Consider the following 15,783-nt stretch of genomic DNA (forward strand, 5'->3'; position numbering starts at 1 on the left):
AATGACCGATGTCACCACCAACAAGAAGCAGGGGTCAGGCGGGCTGATCGCCTCGATCTTTGGCGAAAATGCCAACCTCGTTCAGATCCTGCTGGAAGGCCGTGCCTTTTTTGCCCTGATCGCGATCATCATCATCTTCTCGATCCTGTCGCCGAACTATGCGACCGTGTCGAACTTTCTCATCATGGCCAACCACGTTGCCATCTTCGGGCTGTTGTCCGTCGGCATGATGCTGGTGATCCTGAATGGCGGGATCGACCTGTCCGTCGGCTCTGTCCTGGGCCTGACCGGGGTCTTCGCGGGCTTCCTGATGCAGGGGGTCGAGCTGGAGGCCGCCGGGGTGATCCTGTATCCGCCGGTCTGGGCTGTCGTGGTCCTGACGTTGGGTCTGGGCGCCTTCGTCGGCGCGGTCAACGGTGTGCTGGTTGCCTATTTCCGAGTGCCGGCCTTCGTGGCGACGCTGGGTTCGCTTTACGTGGCGCGCGGTGTCGCGCTGCTGATGACCAATGGCCTGACCTTCAACAACCTGTCCGGCAACGAGAGCCTTGGCAACACCGGCTTTGACTGGCTTGGCTTCAACCGTATCGGCGGTGTTCCGATCGGGGTCATCATCCTGGCCGTGGTCGCGATTGCCGCCGGTCTGCTGCTGTCGCGCACTGCCTTTGGCCGCTGGCTCTATTCCTCGGGCGGGAACGAACGCGCCGCCGAACTGTCGGGCGTGCCGGTCAAGAAGGTGCAGATCACCGTCTACGTCCTGTCGGGCATGTGCGCGGCCATCGCGGGCCTCGTCCTCAGCTCGCAGCTGACCTCTGCCGGACCCACCGCGGGCACCACCTACGAACTGACGGCCATCGCTGCGGTCGTGGTGGGCGGCGCCAGCCTGATGGGCGGACGCGGCACCGTGCGCGGCACGCTGCTGGGCGCCTTCGTCATCGGCTTCCTGTCGGACGGCCTCGTGATCATTGGCGTCTCGTCCTACTGGCAGACCGTTTTCACCGGCGCGGTCATCGTCCTCGCTGTGATGCTCAACTCGATCCAATACGGGGGCAAGGCCAAGAAAGGTTAGGCCCGCCCCCACCCAAGTTTCGCGGTTTCCCGGGCAAGAGGAGGCCCGACGCGAAGTCCCGCCGGACCCCGGCAATCACCAACCCAAGGGAGAGAATTCTCATGATCAAGTTCACCAAACGCGCCCTGCTGGCCGCCGCCGCTTCGCTGCCCCTGATGGCAGGCTCGGCCTGGGCCGAGGGCCTGATCTCCATCATCGTGACAGACCCGGCCAACCCCTACTGGTTCACCGAGGGCCAAGTCGCCAAGGCAACCGCAGAAGAGCTGGGTTACGAAGCCACCGTTGCCGCGCACAAGGGCGACACCAACGTGGAATCCAACCTGATCGACGCGGCCATCACCAATGGCGCCAAGGCGATCATCCTTGACCCTGCCAACGCGGACGGGTCCGTCGGCGTGGTGCGCAAGGCGACCGAGGCCGGCATCCCGGTCTTCCTCGTGAACGCTGAGATCAACGAATCCGGCATCGCCATCGCGCAGCTGGTGTCGAACAACGCCCAGGGTGCAGCGCTGGGCGCCGTTGCCTGGCAAGAACTGGTCGGCGACGAGGCCAAGTATGTCGAGTTTTTCGGCAACCCGGCCGACAACAACGCTGCCACCCGTTCGAACGGGTACAACACCGTGCTGAGCCAGTATCCGGACCTCGAGAAGGTCGCGCAGGAAGTGGCCAACTGGGACCGGACCCAAGGCTATACCAAGATGCAGTCGATCATCCAGGCCAACCCGGTCATCGATGCCGTCATCTCGGGCAACGACGAAATGGCGCTGGGTGCCATCGTCGCGCTGAAGGAGGCCGGCAAGCTTGAAGGCACCATCGTCGGCGGTTTCGACGGCTCGCCCGACGCGGTCGAGGCCGTGCGCGCAGGCGAGATGGCCTATACCGTTCTTCAGCCGGTTGCCGTATTCTCGCGTGAGGCCGTGATCCAGGCGGACTACTACATCAAGAACGGCGAACCGAAAGTGGCCCAGGAAAAGCAGCTGTTCGACTGCGCCCTGATCACCCCGGACAACGTCGACAAGTACACTGCGCCCTTCACTCTGTCCGAGTGATCCCGGCACGGATGTGACAAAGCGGGGCGCGCCTTCGGGCGCGCCCTTTCCTTTACGGGGTTGCTAAACCGGGGACGCAGGAAGAGTCTGGCAGCAGATGCCCGGCGCGGCGGTCGGGTGCGTTTTGGGGGCTGCGGCCGTGTCACACTACCTTCGCTCACTCCGGCCGGTTCAGCTGCGCCTCATCAGCGCGATTGCCGGTCACGGGAAACTGCGGCTCGCGGCGGATGTCTGCGGGATGACCACGCCGGCCGCGTCGCGGATGCTGGCCGACATGGAAGAGAACATCGGCTCTGCCCTGTTCGAACGGACGCCCAAGGGGATGCGCGCGACGCCCGAGGGAACGGTTCTGGTGACCCATGCGCGCAAGCTGGTGCATGACATCGACCGGATGTCGCAGGATTTCTCTGCTCATCTGGGCGGCATGGGCGGGTCGGTGCGTGTGGGGGCCGTGACCGGCGGGGCGCTGGCCGCGATGATCCCCGCGATCCTCGACCTCAAGTCCCTGGCGCCGGGGATCGACGTGTCGCTGGATGTCTCGTCGTCGTCGCAGTTGATGTGGGGGCTCGAACGCGGCGACTATGATTTCACGCTGAGCCGGGTCGGCCCGCACGACTATTCGCGGGATTTCGACATCCAGCCCGCCCGAGACGAGGAGGTCCTGCTGATGGTGCGGCGGGGGCACCCAATGGCAGAGGCGGGCCGGGTGTCGCTGGCTGACCTGTCAGACCAACTCTGGACGATGCAGGACCGTGGGGCGCCGATCCGGCACGCGCTTGAAATCGCCTTTCACGAGGAAGGCACGGACCTGCCCGACAATCTGATCAAGACTGCCTCCGTGGTGGCCATCATGGCCCTGCTGCGCGATTCCGACGTCATCGCGGTGGTCACGCAGGAGGTTGCCGACCTGCTGCTGTCGCCGCCCTATTGCGCCGATCTGGTCCTTCTGGACACGATCCGGCCCATCCCGATCGAACCCTACCACATCCTCTGTCCACGGGATCGCCTGATGTCGGCGGCGGCCCGACGGCTGCTTGGGCTTGTCGAAAAGCGGCTGGGTAAGGGGCAATCGGATCCGAACTGTATTACCAATTCTGTCAACGCGATAGACCGAGATGTAAATTGAATGTAAACGCGCGGCGACCCTACTGTTCCCCCAACACGACATTCGCACCTGGGAGGGGACATGAAGGGCCGCGCTTCGATACATCGGGATTTCAGCATCGCGCAGATCGATGACCGTCTATATTCGGCGTTCATCGAACACATGGGGCGGGCCATCTACAGCGGCATCTACGAGCCTGATCATCCCACCGCAAACGCTGACGGGTTCCGCAATGACGTGCTGGACCTGGTGCGCAATCTCAAGATCCCGGCGATCCGATATCCGGGTGGCAATTTCGTCTCGGCATATAAATGGGAAGACGGCGTTGGCCCGAAAGAGGATCGTCCTGTCCGGCTGGACCTGGCCTGGCGGTCCAAGGAAACCAACCAGGTGGGCATCAACGAATTTGCCCGCTGGGCCAAGGATGCCGAGATCGAGATGATGCTGGCGGTGAACCTCGGCACCCGCGGGATCGAGGAGGCGCGCAACTTCGTCGAATACTGCAACCACCCCTCGGGCACCTACTGGAGCGATCTGCGCCGCAGTCACGGCGTCGAAGACCCCTATGGCGTCAACATGTGGTGTCTCGGCAACGAGATGGACGGCCCCTGGCAGATCGGCCACATGGAGGCCAAGGAATACGGGCGCCTTGCCGACGAAACCTCTAAGGCGGTCAAGGCCTTCGGCAAGGGGATCGAGACGGTGGTCTGCGGTTCGTCCAACGACCAGATGCCGACCTACCCGGACTGGGAACGGCAGGTGCTGGAAGAGTGCTATGAGAATGTCGACTACATCTCGCTGCACAAGTATTTCGGCAACAACAGCCGCAACAGCCTGAACTACTTTGCCAAGGTCGAGGAGACCGGGCGCTATATTCAGTCGATCGCCGGGGTGATCGACTATGTGAAGGCCAAGAAACGGGCCAAGAACGACATCTATATCTGCTTTGACGAGTGGAACGTCTGGTATCACAACCGCGAAGAGGACTCGAGGAACTGGCACAGTTGGGATTGGCCCGAGGCGCCGGCGCTGCTGGAAGAGGACTACAACCTCGAGGACGCGATCTTTGTCGGCGGGTTGCTCAACGAGTTCATCCGCCGGTCCGACCGGGTCAAGATCGCTTGTATCGCGCAGCTGGTGAACGTCATCGCCCCGATCCGCACCGAACGCGGCGGCAAGGCCTGGGCCACTTCGATCTACTATCCCTACCAGTTCGCAAGCCTCTATGGCCGCGGTACCGCGCTTAACGTCGCGGTGGACTGCCCACGCTATGACGAGGCGGTGGCGCAAGACGTGAATTACCTGGACGTGGCCGCGGTGCTGGCGCCGGACGGCAAGTCGATCACGGTGTTCGCCATCAACCGCAGCCCGGACGAGGCGATGGAGCTTGACCTGGCGTTGCATGGTTTTGACAACCCCAAGCTGATCGACCATCAGGTGATGGGCGGGGACAGCAGCCTGGCCCGCGTGGCCAACACCTGTGCCGAACCGAACAAGGTAACCCCGCGCAAGGGCGACAGGCTGGCCGTGGGCGAGGGTGCGCTCAAGGGCGAATTGCCGGCCTTTTCCTACAGCATGATCCGGCTTTCGGTCGGCTGAGGCGGAGATGCCCGGCCAAGGTGAAACGAAAAAAGGGGGAGGCACGATGAAGGACGCGGGCGTTCATCTGAGAGGGATCAAGAAGAGCTTTGGCGCCATCGACGTGATCCGTGGTGTCGACATGGACATCCAGCGCGGGCAATTCGCGGTCTTCGTCGGCCCGTCCGGATGTGGCAAGTCCACGCTCCTGCGGATGATTGCCGGACTGGAGGATACGAGCGATGGCCAGATCGCCATCGGCGACCGCGACGTGACGCACGAGGATCCGGCGGATCGCGGCGTGGCGATGGTCTTTCAGTCCTACGCGCTGTACCCGCACCTGTCCGTCTATGAAAACATGGCGTTCAGCCTGCGCCTGGCCAAGCGGCCAAAGGCCGAGGTGGACGAAAAGGTGCGCGAGGCCGCCGGTATCCTGCAATTGGTGGAGCACCTGGACAAGAAGCCCGCGCAACTCTCTGGCGGGCAGCGTCAGCGGGTGGCCATCGGGCGGGCCATCGTGCGCGCGCCGGAGGTGTTCCTGTTCGACGAACCTCTGTCCAACCTGGACGCCGAGCTGCGGGTGCAGATGCGGCTGGAACTGGCGCGGCTGCACAAGGCGCTGGGCGCCACGATGATCTACGTCACGCATGACCAGGTCGAGGCGATGACGCTGGCCGACACGATCTTTGTGCTGCAGGGCGGCTACGTCCAGCAAAGCGGCGCGCCGCTGGACCTGTACGACGATCCGTCAAATCGCTTCGTCGCGGGCTTTATCGGGTCGCCGTCGATGAATTTCCTTGATGCGACGGTGTCCGGGCACGGGGACAACGGCGTGACAGCCACGCTGACCGGCCAGCCGGACATCAGCTTTGACATCCCCCTGGTGGACAAACCCGCGCACGGCGCACGGATCGCGCTGGGGATGCGCCCCGAGCATCTTCAGGTGACAGAGGGACAGGGCCTGCGGGTCACGGTGGACGTGGCCGAGGAACTGGGCGGCGTGTCCTACCAGCACGGCACGCTGGACGGCGGCGAGCCGGTGATCTTTCAACAGACCGGCGCCCGTCACGGGATGCACGGAACGATACAGACGGTGACGCCCGACCCCGGGCGCATCTTCGTCTTCGACGCTGAAGGCGACCGCATTCGATAAGGCAATGACAGTCAGGAGGAGGACTGAAATGACTATGAAGTTTGGCAAGCTGGCCGCGGCAACCGCGGTGGCGCTGGGACTCTCCGGTCCGGCCTGGGCCCAGGTCGAAGTCGAGTGGTGGGACTTTCTGGCTGGCGGTGACGGCGTGCGCATGAAGGCGCTCATCGACCAGTTCAACGAGGAACATCCTGAAATCCAGATCAGCGGGACGACGCTGGAGTGGGGCCTGCCCTTCTACACAAAGGTGCGCACTGCGGTTGCGGTTGGACAGGGTCCCGACATCATGACCTATCACCTGTCGCGCCTGCCGCTGGCGCTGGAAGAGGACGTGCTGTCGCCGATCAGCGATGCAGACCTCGAGGCTGCGGGACTGTCGAAAGGGGATTTCTTCGAGGCGTCGATCACCGCCGCATCGACCGATGACGGGCAGTTGATGGCCGTGCCTTTCGACATTCACGCCGTCGTTGTGCACTACAACCGGACGGCGCTGGACGGGACCAAGTGGCTGGACGCGGACGGCAACCTGACCGGCATTTCCTCCATCGCGGACATGACTGACCTGCTGACCTGGGCCAAAGGCGAAGGTTTCTCAGACCCGCTAAGCTTTCAGTCCGAAGGCGGGGGCGGCACCTGGCGGATGTTCTACACGCTCCTGCGCCAGCAAGGCGGTGAGATGCTGACCGACGGCGAGGTCCTGGCCGGCGACAACATGGACAAGGCCGTGACCGCGATCCAGACCCTGGCCGACTGGCGCGCCGAGGGACTGATTCCCGAGCAGGCCGCCTATGAGGCCTCGGTTGCGCTTTTCTCGGGCGGCAAATCGGTGCTGCACATCAATGGCGTCTGGGAAGTGCCGACGTTCAAGGACTCGACCGACGACGGCTCACTGGGCTTTGAATGGTTTGCCAATGAAGTGCCTCAGATGATGGACATGCCCGCCACCTGGGCGGATTCCCACGCCTTTGCGATCCCCAATGACCCGGACATGACCGACGAAAAGCGCGAGGCTGTCCTGACAGTGATCGGCTGGATGCAGGAACATTCGCTGGCCTGGGCCGGTGCGGGCCATATCCCCGCCTACAAGCCCACGGTCGAAAGCGATGATTATGCGGCGCTGCAGCCCAATGCGACCTATGCCTCGCTGGCGGACAACGCGGCCTTTGACCCGCGTTCGAAAATCGCGGGCGTGGCCTCGCCGGTCTACGATGCCGTGGACAACCTGATCGCCCCGGCGGTGCACGGGTTCCTCAGCGCCGAGGATGCGGCCGAGCAGATGAAAGCGCAGCTGCAAGCGCTGCTGGACTGACGTCGATTGCCCCGGGCCTGCGCGGCGGGCCCGGGGATACACAGGTGAGCGGAAAGGGAGGCCCTCATGTCGATACCGAAGCGCCGACGCCGCGAGTTGCGGGCGTCATTCCTGATGACCGCGCCATTCCTGTTCATCTTCATCGTCTTTTTCCTCTACCCCACCTTCAGTGTGATCGCGCTCAGCTTTACCGATGCGCCGCTGATCGGTGAGGGGCAGTGGATCGGCCTGGACAACTACGCCAAGCTGCTGAACGACCGGCTGTTCTACACCTCGCTCTGGAACAACCTCTATTTCGTGCTGCTGACGGTGATCCCGACCACGGTGATCGCCCTGCTGATCGCCCTTGCCGTGAGCAGGCTGAAGGGGCGGATGCAGGCGCTGGTGCTGACCCTCTTTTTCCTGCCCTATGTCCTGCCCGTCTCTGTCGTGACCATGATCTGGGCCTGGATGCTGGATTTCCAGTTCGGCATCCTGCAACCGCTGATCGCTGCCATAACGGGCAAGCCTGTGCCGGTGTTCAAGAACCCCTACTGGGTGATGCCCATGATTGCCGTGGTCACGATCTGGTGGACCAACGGGTTCAACGTGCTGCTGCTGATCGCCGGTCTGCGCAATATCCCGCCCGACCTCTACGAGGCGGCGGCCCTGGACGGGGCGACACCCTGGCAGCGGTTCTGGCGGGTGACCTGGCCGCTGCTCTGGCCGATCACCGCGCTGGTCCTGACACTGCAACTGATCCTGCAACTCAAGCTTTTTGACCAGGTGTACCTGCTGTCGAACGGTGGCCCCTTCAACCAGTCCTACGTCGTCCTGATGCAGATGTACCGAGAGGCGTTCCAGCTGAACAACGGGGGCTATGCCTCGGCCATCGCGATGGTGCTGTTCCTCTTCATCGTGATCGTCTCGGTCCTGCAATTCCAGCTCTTGCGCATCGGAGGCCGCAAATGACCGTCAAACGCGCCAGGGATCTTGCCTTTTCCGGCATCGTGCTGATTGCCGCCGCGATCTGGATCTTTCCTCTCTACTGGGCGCTGACCACGTCCCTTCGCAGCGAAAACCGTATCGTGTCGGATGCCGGTGTGATCATCGACGAGCTGAACTTCTCCGCTTATCTTTCCGTGCTCTCCAACTCGAAACTGCCGATGTGGTATTTCAACTCGGTCGGAACCTCGCTTATCATCACCGTCATCGTACTGGTGACCGGGATGATGTGTGCCTACGCGCTGTCGCAGCTGCGCTTTCCCGGGCGCAAGATGCTGTACCTCGTGGTTGTGGCCAGCTTCATGGTGCCGGTTCCTGCGCTCTACGTCGCGCAATTCGTGCTGATGAGCGACCTGAACTTGGTCAACACCTGGTGGGGGATCATCCTGCCGCAGCTGATCGTTCCGGTGGTCGTGATCGTCTACAAGCAGTTCTTTGACGCCATCCCGCGCGAGATGCGCGAGGCTGTGCTGCTGGATGGGGGCGGAGAGTTCACGCTGCTGTTCAAGCTCTACCTGCCGCTCAACTGGGGCATCACGGCGGCGCTGGCTATCATCACTTTCATCTCGGCCTGGAACAACTTTTTCTGGCCCTTCCTGATCGCCACCAGCGAGAACATGATGACGATCCCCGTCGGCATCACGCAGGTCAACGACAGTTTCGGTGTCGCCTACGCCCGGATGATGGCCCTGGCCCTGCTGGCGGCGGCGCCGGTCATCATCGGCTACCTGGTCTTCCAGAAACGCGTGACCGAAGCGGTGATGATCTCGGCCGGGGTCAAGGGCTAGGCCTGACGGGATCGGGCCGCAGGCATGTCCCGCGGCCCGCCCTGTTTGCGAAAGTACCGGGATCAGAGATCGCCGATCGGGGTCTCGATGATTTCGGGCCACTTGGCAAAGGCGCCGGAGATCACGGTTTCCCGGTCTTCGAGGTACTTGTCGAAGATCGCCTTGTTCACGAAGAGATACAGCTTGCCGTCGACGATGTCGGCATAGCGCACGTCGCCGTCCAGCTTCTTGCCGACATAGACGCCGAAGGCGCAGAACCCGCCGAACTGAGGCAGCATCGCCGCCGGATCGGCGTCGAAGGCGGCCTTGGTCTCGGCATTGGCAAAGTAGTAGTCGACGCCGTCGTGTTCCGAGGTGAATTCCGCGTCACCGATTTCCGGTGCGTCGGCCTTGAACATCGACACCGGGTCAAAGCCGTGCATGCCCAGAGGGTTGCCCGTCAGAGTCAGCCCGTTGGACACGTTGTATTCGTCGGCGGCAAAGGCGGCCGATGCCAGCGCGATCAGCGATGCGGAGACGGCGGCAGCAAAGGTCAGTTTGGTCATGGTCTTGATCCTTGTTTTCAGGGAGTTTTCAGGGGGGAGTGCTGCGCCGCTTACGCGCCGCGAGCGATGCGGGTCACAGCGTCGTCTGTCCACCAGACGCCGTTGGCGACCATTCGGAAATTGATGATGGCGGCGAGGTATCCGTCGCCCTCGGGCACCTTGGCCCCGGCGGTGGCGTCCCGCACCACGGCGACCTCGTAGCCCAGCTCCAGCAGCTCGTAGAGATGCGCCTGGGTGCAGAGGTTGGCCGACATGCCGGCCAGGATGACCTTGTCGATGCCCCGCTTGCGCAGTTGCAGGTTCAGGTCGTTCTGCGCCGGGCCGTAGACCTTGTGGGGCGAACAGACGATGGTTTCACCGTCCTCGATGTATGTCTTGTACTGCGGCATCCAGTCGGCGCCGGAGCCTTCGAACCCGTCCAGAGAAAGCGCGCCGGGACGGTCGAACATGCCGATGGCGTGCATGGTTTTTTCCAGCGTTCCCTCGAACTGCCACTTGTGGTCATGCGGATAGTAGTAGTGGGGCGAGATGAAGACGGGCATGCCCGCGGCCTTGGCGGCGGCAAAGAGGCGCTCGATATTGTCGACGGTGCCCTGTTCGGTCACGCTTTCGCCCACGACGCCCCAGGTCACGCCGTCCTCGGACAGGAAGTCGATCTGCGGGTCGGTCACCACCAGCGCGGTCCGGCCGGGCGTGATCTCCATGTCGATCTGCGGCAGGCCGGGGTCTGCCGGATCGGCGTAGAGCGCGCGCGCCTCCGGGGTGGCAGCATGGGCCGCCGAGCCAGCAATGGCAGCGGCCCCGGTGGCGGCGGCGCCGGCCAAAAGGCGGCGGCGCGCGGTGTCCACCTGTTCAGGCGTGACGTTGCAACCGCAGGTGTCGTGGTCGTCGTGTTTCATGGTCTCTCTCCTTCAGGTCAGAGCGGGGTGGGGACAGCGCAATCGCGCTGCCAGGGCCGCGAAAGTGGGTGCGCCGCACGGCGGTGCCGGTCGCGGCGCTTGGCGTGCCGCGTTGGTCCTTGTGTCTTTCGCTGTCCTTGGGGACCGGGGAGCCAGCTAGGGCCGCCCGGGAATGGGGTCAGTCCACCGCGGGCGGCAGGGTGCAGGTACAGACCGGCGGGGGCGTCAGGGCCTGCGGTCCGGGCAGCGGGGCGAGGTCGGGGAGATCCTCGGGCAGGATGCGCGCGGCGCGCCAGTCGGCCTCGTCGGTTTCTCGCGGGAGGCGGGCCATGAGTTGCGGACTGCCGAGGGCGTGGCCTTCGGCTGTGCCGCTGGCATAGGCCGGGGCGGACATCATGATGAGCGTGGCCAGGACGCCGGTGGCCAGGGCGCCGGCCACCGCCGCGATCAACAGCGAGGTCATCTCGCGCAGGCCGCGTATCCAGGGCGATCCTTGCGACGCGTGTGCGACGGTCGCGCGGCGATAGCTTGGTGTGTCGGATCCCGGGCGGGCCGGGGCGCAGGTCAGTTCCATGTCTTGGGCCTTTCGTGTTCGCGTTGCCCGGGGCGCTGGCCCCGATTGTCCGTGATGAGGAGCAGCGCCTCATCCTGTTGATGAAAAGAGATTAAACCGCCACGGCCCCGACCGTATCGGCCCCGCCTGCCAGCCTTTGGGCACTCCCTGCCATGACGGCGCCCTGGGGCAGGTGCGGCACGTCGCAAGCGCGATTCCGATACTGCGCCGGGGCCTGCCCGACCCAACGTTTGAAGGCGCGGCCAAAGGCGCTCTGCTCGGCGAAGCCGGTGAGAAAGGCGACCTCGGCAATGCTGCACTCGCTGTGTTCCAGCAGGTCGCGTGCAAGTTTGATCTGTACCTCGCGAACCACGTCGCGGTAGGTGGTGCCTTCGTCCGAGAGGCGGCGAAAGAAGGTCCGTTCGCTCATCCCCATGTCACGGGCCAGGCTGGCCGCGCGGGGAATCCCGGTGCTGAGCGCTGTGGACAGGCGGCGGCACAGGTCCGCGCGCAGTGGCGGTTCCGGTTCGGTCGGACCCAACTCCTTGTCCAGGTGGCTGGTCAGGAAATCCGACAGAGCCTTGTCGCCCAGTCGATTGGGCAGGTCCAGCGAATGCGCCGAGAGGGCGATGGAATCGCGGTCGGCGCCAAAGAGGACGGGGCAGCCGAAATGCGCCTCGTAGCGCGCGGGATCATCGGAACATCTGTGTCTGAAGGTGACGAACTCCAGCCGCAGCCCGTCGCGGACGAAGTCCCGCGCGTTGCGGGCAAACCCGGCCAGTGCGCATTCGTTGCGCAGGGTGAGCGCCGGATGATCCGGCGTCCGACCTTCGAGCACCAGCCGCGCAGGCGTTACGCTGCTGTCCAGCCGGTAGACAGCCGTATCCGTCAGCAGGCGAAAATAGCGTTCCAACCGCACCAGAGAGGCGCGCAGGGTCGGCGCCGTCTTGAGCGCGAGACCCAGAACGCCGAGGTCATCCATCCGGATCGCTTCGGCATAGGCGGCCATCAGGCTGACGCGGTCGGGATGGCGCCGCGCGATCCAGCAGATGAGATCGAAAAAGCTCTGGTCGTCCAATTGCCCGTCCTTGAGGGGGGCAACCTGATGAACCACGACCCCGCCGGAGAGGATTTCTCCGTCCGGGGTCAGGGCAAGGTTGGCGGCTGCGGTGAGGGCGTGGACAAAGGCTGCAGTGACGGTGGGCATGGCAGGCTCCAATTCTTTGCAGGTAAATGAAAACCGCCCCCGGAGAGGATCCGGGGGCGGTGGCGGGGCCGCGTCAGGCCCCGGCGAAACGCTGTTGTTCCAGTTCGGCGATGCGTTCGCGCAAACGGCGGATTTCCTCGCCGTATTCGGCATCGGTGCGGCGCACCGGGATGTGTTGCGGGCAGTTCCAGTCAAAGGCGGCCACGCGGATCACGATGGCGCGTTCTGCAACCGGCGCGTCCGGACCGTTCAGATGGGAAATCACCGACGGATCCTCGGTGATCCGGGCATTCCCCAGCAGCTTGAGCCGCTTGCGCCGTGCGAAATCCACCGCAAGGATCGATATGCGATCATTCCGGCGCAGGTTGCCGGTGCTGATGTACTGCTTGTTCCCGCTGTAATCCGCATAGGCGATGGTCTGCGGGTCGATCACCTTGAGAAACCCGGGCGTGCCGCCGCGAAACTGGACATAGGGCCATCCGGTCTCGGACACTGTCGCCTGGAACACGCCGTCGCGGGCCTGGATGAAGGCGGCTTCGCGTTCGGTCAGTTCGGCGCCATCGGTCCGCTCGGGCGAGAGGACGCGCGCGTAGATCTCTGCCGATCCGTGCTGGTGCTGTTCGGCGCGCACGGTGGGCGTAAAGGCGATCCGGGCATAGGCATTGGCCATGATCTCTCTCCTTATAGTCCGAGGTCGGTCAGGCCGGGGTGATCCTGCGGGCGTGGGCCCTGCGGCCAGTGCATCAGGCGTTCGTCCTCGCGGATGGGCAAATCATTGATCGAGGCAATACGGCGCTGCATCCGGCCGTCGGGTGCGAACTCCCAGTTCTCGTTGCCGTAGGCGCGGAACCACGCGCCGCTGTCGTCGCGGTATTCATAGGCAAAGCGCACGGCGATCCGATTGCCCTCATGGGCCCAGAGCTCCTTGATCAGGCGATAGTCATGCTCGCGCGTCCATTTGCGCGTGAGGAAGTCGACGATGTTGTCGCGGCCTGCGAAACGTTCGGCCCGGTTGCGCCATTGGCTGTCAGGCGTATAGGCCAGCGCGACCTTTTCGGGCTGTCGCCTGTTCCAGGCGTCCTCGGCCATGCGGACCTTCTGCGCGGCGGTTTCACTGTCGAAAGGGGGGATCGGCGGTCGGGTCATCTTGGGTTCCTCGGGCAAAGGCGGGCGCCCCGGCGGGGGAGAAGGGACAGGGAGTGTGCCGGGACGCCCTGGGGGGTCCTGGGGGATCAGGCGGCGTCAGAGCTTACGACCGGAAAGTCGATCGGGGTTCCGAAGGCCTCGTTGAGGTAGTTGGTCAGCGTGTTCAGCGCGACATGGGCCACGATCTCGACGATCTGGGCATCGCTGTAGCCGGCCAGTTTGACGGCAGAGACTTCGGCCTCGGTCACGTTGCCGCGTGCCTTGACCAGCGACACGGCAAAGCGGACGGCGGCATCCGCCTTGGGGTCGGTCGAACCGCCGCGCCGGTTGGCCGCGATCTCGGCGTCGTCCAGCTTGGCCATGTTTTTGCCGATGAAGGCATGAGCCGACAGGCAATAGTCGCAGCCGTTCACCTGCGCGACGGCCAGGGCGATACCTTCGCGCGTTGCGGCGGGCAGGTCGCCCTTCGACAAGGCGCCGCTCAGTTCGAGGTAGCCGCCCAGGGCGGCGGGGCTGTTGGCTGTCAAGCGAAAGAGGTTGGGCACCGAGCCGAGCGAGGTCTTGACCGCCTCGAGCAGCGGACGCGAGGCGATGGGGGCGTCGTCGATGGTGGCCGGAAGGGGAATGCGGGTCATGGGATCTCTCTTGGTGTGGTTCATGTGAACGCGCTTTGTGCGCCCCTTATAAAACAGACAGGTCTGTATATTTGTCAAACCCCTATCACCAGGCTGTGAAAACCTGCGATCACGCTTTCGCATTGAAAGGTCGCTGAAAAAACGGGATAAGTATACAGAACTGTCTGATAACAGGAGGGAAGGTCTTGAAGTCGCGTCGTGACGACCTTGTCGAAACTGCACTGAAACTTTTCTACATCCACGGCTTCAACGCGACCGGTATCGACCGGATCCTGGCCGAATCGGGCGTGGCCAAGATGACCCTCTACAAGCACTTCCGTTCAAAGGACGAACTGATCCTGGCCGCCTTGCAATTGCGCGACGAAAGGTTTCGCAACTGGCTTATGGCCGAGATGGAGAAGTCTTCGACTGATCCCGAAGAACGGCTGTTATCCATGTTCCCGGCGCTGGAAACATGGTTCCTGGGGAAGGCGTTCAAGGGGTTGGGATTTTCGGGGTGCGCCTTCATCAATGCGGCGGGCGAGTTTGGGGACCAGGCCCATCCGGCGCACCGTCTGGCGGCTGAGCACAAGCGGCGGATCGTCGACTACCTGTCAGAGCTGTGCCGCGACGCCGGGCTGCCCGATCCGGAAGATCTGGCCGAACAGCTAGCCCTTCTCAAGGAAGGGGCCATTGCCACGGCGCATGTCCGCAACATGCCCGAGGCGGCCCGCACCGCCGAAAAGATGGCGCGCGTCCTGATCGAAGCGGCCAGGGCAAGGGGTGGCCAGCCGAAGGCTTGAGCCGTGCCTCTGGACATTTCCATCGGAATTCGGGATCGAAAGCGTGGTCTGCAATAGGAAAGTGGGATCATGCTCGACAAGTTGGAAATGTTCATCGCCCTTGCCCGTGAGGGCCATTTCGGGCGGGCCGCAGAGCGCATGAACATTGCGCAACCCACATTGTCGGCCGGGATCAAGCAGCTTGAAGAGCAGCTTGGCGTTCAGCTGGTCTATCGCGGTTCCCGATTCGGGGGTCTGACCCCGGAAGGCCAGACCGCGCTGACATGGGCCAAGCGGATCACCGGCGATGCCCGCCAGCTGCGTGACGAGATGCGGATGAGCCGGACGGGACTCGCAGGTGAGGTGCGGCTTGCCGTGATCCCCACGGCCCAGTCCTGGGCCGGGCACCTCTGCACGGTTTTCGCGGCCCGCCATCCCAATGTCCGTTTCCGAATCCTGTCCCGCAACTCGCGCGAGATCCTGCAACTGATGGATGATTTCGAGGCGGACGCCGGGATCTCCTATCTCGACAACGAGCCGCTGGGGCGGGTCGATACAGCCGAACTGTACGAAGAAAGCTACATGCTCGTCTGCGCAAAGTCGTCTGAATTCGCCGGGCGGGACAGCGTCGACTGGTCGGCTCTCAGCGGGGTGCAACTGGCGCTTCTGACTCCCGACATGCAGAACCGGAGGATCATCAATCGCCTGTTCATCAAGAACGGCGTCAGGCCCAGTACCTGCATCGAATCGAACTCGGTCATCGCGCTGGTTGCCAGCGTGATCCAGGCGCAATGCGTCACGGTTCTCCCCGGAGATCTCGCGCGCTTCCTTGCCGCGGGCAAAGAGATTGCATTGGTCCCGCTGCAGGGGGCAGGGCGTTATCACAAGGTTGGTTTGATCCTGCCTCACCGGGATCCGCGCACGCCGGTTCTGGAGGCGCTATTGAAAGAGGCGCGCAAGCTGCCCCCGATTTGATCGAAAATTCCTATCGACTGACGGAACAGCGTT

Annotated in this window: 17 protein-coding genes; 10 read left to right on the top strand and 7 right to left on the bottom strand. The window is 63.7% G+C overall.

The genetic code is table 11. From position 1 onward, the window contains the following. Window position 1 precedes the first annotated feature (1 nt). The 8 genes from G9Q80_RS13490 (at window position 2) to G9Q80_RS13525 (ending at window position 9,029) form a co-directional block, all read left to right on the top strand. Window positions 2-1,066, top strand: a complete 1,065-nt coding sequence (locus tag G9Q80_RS13490) for an ABC transporter permease (RefSeq protein ID WP_083242452.1) — start codon at window positions 2-4, stop codon at window positions 1,064-1,066. 101 nt (window positions 1,067-1,167) lie between these two features. Further along, a complete protein-coding gene (locus G9Q80_RS13495; RefSeq protein ID WP_043137067.1) occupies window positions 1,168-2,115 on the top strand; it encodes a D-ribose ABC transporter substrate-binding protein in 948 nt (315 codons plus the stop codon). A 139-nt stretch (window positions 2,116-2,254) separates the two neighbouring features. After that, window positions 2,255-3,241, top strand: a complete 987-nt coding sequence (locus tag G9Q80_RS13500; protein WP_083342265.1) for a LysR family transcriptional regulator — start codon at window positions 2,255-2,257, stop codon at window positions 3,239-3,241. A gap of 60 nt (window positions 3,242-3,301) precedes the next feature. Next, on the top strand, window positions 3,302-4,819 hold the full coding sequence (arfA, locus tag G9Q80_RS13505) for an arabinosylfuranosidase ArfA (RefSeq protein WP_088714312.1): 1,518 nt from the start codon (window positions 3,302-3,304) through the stop codon (window positions 4,817-4,819). Between the two features lie 46 nt (window positions 4,820-4,865). Further along, entirely contained in the window at window positions 4,866-5,951 is a 1,086-nt protein-coding gene (locus G9Q80_RS13510; RefSeq protein ID WP_069210964.1) for an ABC transporter ATP-binding protein, read from the top strand. A 28-nt stretch (window positions 5,952-5,979) separates the two neighbouring features. Continuing rightward, window positions 5,980-7,257 carry an extracellular solute-binding protein gene (locus G9Q80_RS13515; protein ID WP_088714313.1) on the top strand — a complete coding sequence of 426 codons (1,278 nt, stop codon included), beginning with the start codon at window positions 5,980-5,982 and terminating at the stop codon, window positions 7,255-7,257. A 66-nt stretch (window positions 7,258-7,323) separates the two neighbouring features. Then, complete coding sequence (locus G9Q80_RS13520; protein WP_043137058.1) at window positions 7,324-8,208, top strand: carbohydrate ABC transporter permease; 885 nt, start codon at window positions 7,324-7,326, stop codon at window positions 8,206-8,208. After that, a complete protein-coding gene (locus G9Q80_RS13525) occupies window positions 8,205-9,029 on the top strand; it encodes a carbohydrate ABC transporter permease (RefSeq protein WP_088714314.1) in 825 nt (274 codons plus the stop codon). The genes G9Q80_RS13520 and G9Q80_RS13525 overlap by 4 nt, the downstream gene beginning before the upstream one ends. 62 nt (window positions 9,030-9,091) lie before the next feature. On the opposite strand, the gene G9Q80_RS13530 is transcribed toward G9Q80_RS13525, so the two are convergent. The 7 genes from G9Q80_RS13530 to G9Q80_RS13560 all read right to left on the bottom strand — a co-directional run bounded on the left by G9Q80_RS13530 (window position 9,092) and on the right by G9Q80_RS13560 (window position 14,014). After that, window positions 9,092-9,574 carry a YHS domain-containing (seleno)protein gene (locus G9Q80_RS13530; RefSeq protein ID WP_088714315.1) on the bottom strand — a complete coding sequence of 161 codons (483 nt, stop codon included), beginning with the start codon at window positions 9,572-9,574 and terminating at the stop codon, window positions 9,092-9,094. A 50-nt stretch (window positions 9,575-9,624) separates the two neighbouring features. After that, the gene (locus G9Q80_RS13535) at window positions 9,625-10,473 is read right to left on the bottom strand and encodes a cysteine hydrolase family protein (RefSeq protein WP_088714316.1); all 849 of its coding nucleotides are present in this window, start codon (window positions 10,471-10,473) and stop codon (window positions 9,625-9,627) included. Between the two features lie 178 nt (window positions 10,474-10,651). Further along, a complete protein-coding gene (locus tag G9Q80_RS13540) occupies window positions 10,652-11,047 on the bottom strand; it encodes a hypothetical protein (protein ID WP_088714317.1) in 396 nt (131 codons plus the stop codon). Between the two features lie 91 nt (window positions 11,048-11,138). Continuing rightward, window positions 11,139-12,233 carry an AraC family transcriptional regulator gene (locus tag G9Q80_RS13545; RefSeq protein ID WP_088714318.1) on the bottom strand — a complete coding sequence of 365 codons (1,095 nt, stop codon included), beginning with the start codon at window positions 12,231-12,233 and terminating at the stop codon, window positions 11,139-11,141. Window positions 12,234-12,306: 73 nt separating this feature from the next. Beyond that, window positions 12,307-12,903, bottom strand: a complete 597-nt coding sequence (locus G9Q80_RS13550) for a pyridoxamine 5'-phosphate oxidase family protein (RefSeq protein ID WP_088714319.1) — start codon at window positions 12,901-12,903, stop codon at window positions 12,307-12,309. A gap of 11 nt (window positions 12,904-12,914) precedes the next feature. Further along, complete coding sequence (locus tag G9Q80_RS13555) at window positions 12,915-13,379, bottom strand: nuclear transport factor 2 family protein (RefSeq protein WP_069210971.1); 465 nt, start codon at window positions 13,377-13,379, stop codon at window positions 12,915-12,917. An 86-nt stretch (window positions 13,380-13,465) separates the two neighbouring features. Next, window positions 13,466-14,014, bottom strand: coding sequence for a carboxymuconolactone decarboxylase family protein (locus tag G9Q80_RS13560; protein ID WP_074622169.1), 549 nt, complete (start codon window positions 14,012-14,014; stop codon window positions 13,466-13,468). Window positions 14,015-14,199: 185 nt separating this feature from the next. Here G9Q80_RS13560 and G9Q80_RS13565 point away from each other — a divergent pair, with 185 nt between their 5' ends. Next, a complete protein-coding gene (locus G9Q80_RS13565; RefSeq protein ID WP_043137036.1) occupies window positions 14,200-14,796 on the top strand; it encodes a TetR/AcrR family transcriptional regulator in 597 nt (198 codons plus the stop codon). A gap of 69 nt (window positions 14,797-14,865) precedes the next feature. Beyond that, complete coding sequence (locus G9Q80_RS13570) at window positions 14,866-15,750, top strand: LysR family transcriptional regulator (protein WP_043137034.1); 885 nt, start codon at window positions 14,866-14,868, stop codon at window positions 15,748-15,750. Window positions 15,751-15,783: the final 33 nt, after the last annotated feature.

The organism is Mameliella sp. LZ-28 (assembly GCF_012274245.1).
GTDB classification, from domain to species: Bacteria; Pseudomonadota; Alphaproteobacteria; order Rhodobacterales; family Rhodobacteraceae; genus Antarctobacter; species Antarctobacter albus.

What these genes read in the sequence shown, in the direction of transcription:
- G9Q80_RS13520 (WP_043137058.1), top strand. Translation starts at nt 7,324, where the DNA reads ATGTCGATACCGAAGCGCCGACGCCGCGAGTTGCGGGCGTCATTCCTG.
- G9Q80_RS13535 (WP_088714316.1), bottom strand. Translation starts at nt 10,473, where the DNA reads ATGAAACACGACGACCACGACACCTGCGGTTGCAACGTCACGCCTGAA.
- G9Q80_RS13525 (WP_088714314.1), top strand. Translation starts at nt 8,205, where the DNA reads ATGACCGTCAAACGCGCCAGGGATCTTGCCTTTTCCGGCATCGTGCTG.
- G9Q80_RS13495 (WP_043137067.1), top strand. Translation starts at nt 1,168, where the DNA reads ATGATCAAGTTCACCAAACGCGCCCTGCTGGCCGCCGCCGCTTCGCTG.
- G9Q80_RS13550 (WP_088714319.1), bottom strand. Translation starts at nt 12,903, where the DNA reads ATGGCCAATGCCTATGCCCGGATCGCCTTTACGCCCACCGTGCGCGCC.
- G9Q80_RS13510 (WP_069210964.1), top strand. Translation starts at nt 4,866, where the DNA reads ATGAAGGACGCGGGCGTTCATCTGAGAGGGATCAAGAAGAGCTTTGGC.
- G9Q80_RS13515 (WP_088714313.1), top strand. Translation starts at nt 5,980, where the DNA reads ATGACTATGAAGTTTGGCAAGCTGGCCGCGGCAACCGCGGTGGCGCTG.
- G9Q80_RS13545 (WP_088714318.1), bottom strand. Translation starts at nt 12,233, where the DNA reads ATGCCCACCGTCACTGCAGCCTTTGTCCACGCCCTCACCGCAGCCGCC.
- G9Q80_RS13570 (WP_043137034.1), top strand. Translation starts at nt 14,866, where the DNA reads ATGCTCGACAAGTTGGAAATGTTCATCGCCCTTGCCCGTGAGGGCCAT.
- G9Q80_RS13530 (WP_088714315.1), bottom strand. Translation starts at nt 9,574, where the DNA reads ATGACCAAACTGACCTTTGCTGCCGCCGTCTCCGCATCGCTGATCGCG.
- arfA (WP_088714312.1), top strand. Translation starts at nt 3,302, where the DNA reads ATGAAGGGCCGCGCTTCGATACATCGGGATTTCAGCATCGCGCAGATC.
- G9Q80_RS13555 (WP_069210971.1), bottom strand. Translation starts at nt 13,379, where the DNA reads ATGACCCGACCGCCGATCCCCCCTTTCGACAGTGAAACCGCCGCGCAG.
- G9Q80_RS13540 (WP_088714317.1), bottom strand. Translation starts at nt 11,047, where the DNA reads ATGGAACTGACCTGCGCCCCGGCCCGCCCGGGATCCGACACACCAAGC.
- G9Q80_RS13490 (WP_083242452.1), top strand. Translation starts at nt 2, where the DNA reads ATGACCGATGTCACCACCAACAAGAAGCAGGGGTCAGGCGGGCTGATC.
- G9Q80_RS13560 (WP_074622169.1), bottom strand. Translation starts at nt 14,014, where the DNA reads ATGACCCGCATTCCCCTTCCGGCCACCATCGACGACGCCCCCATCGCC.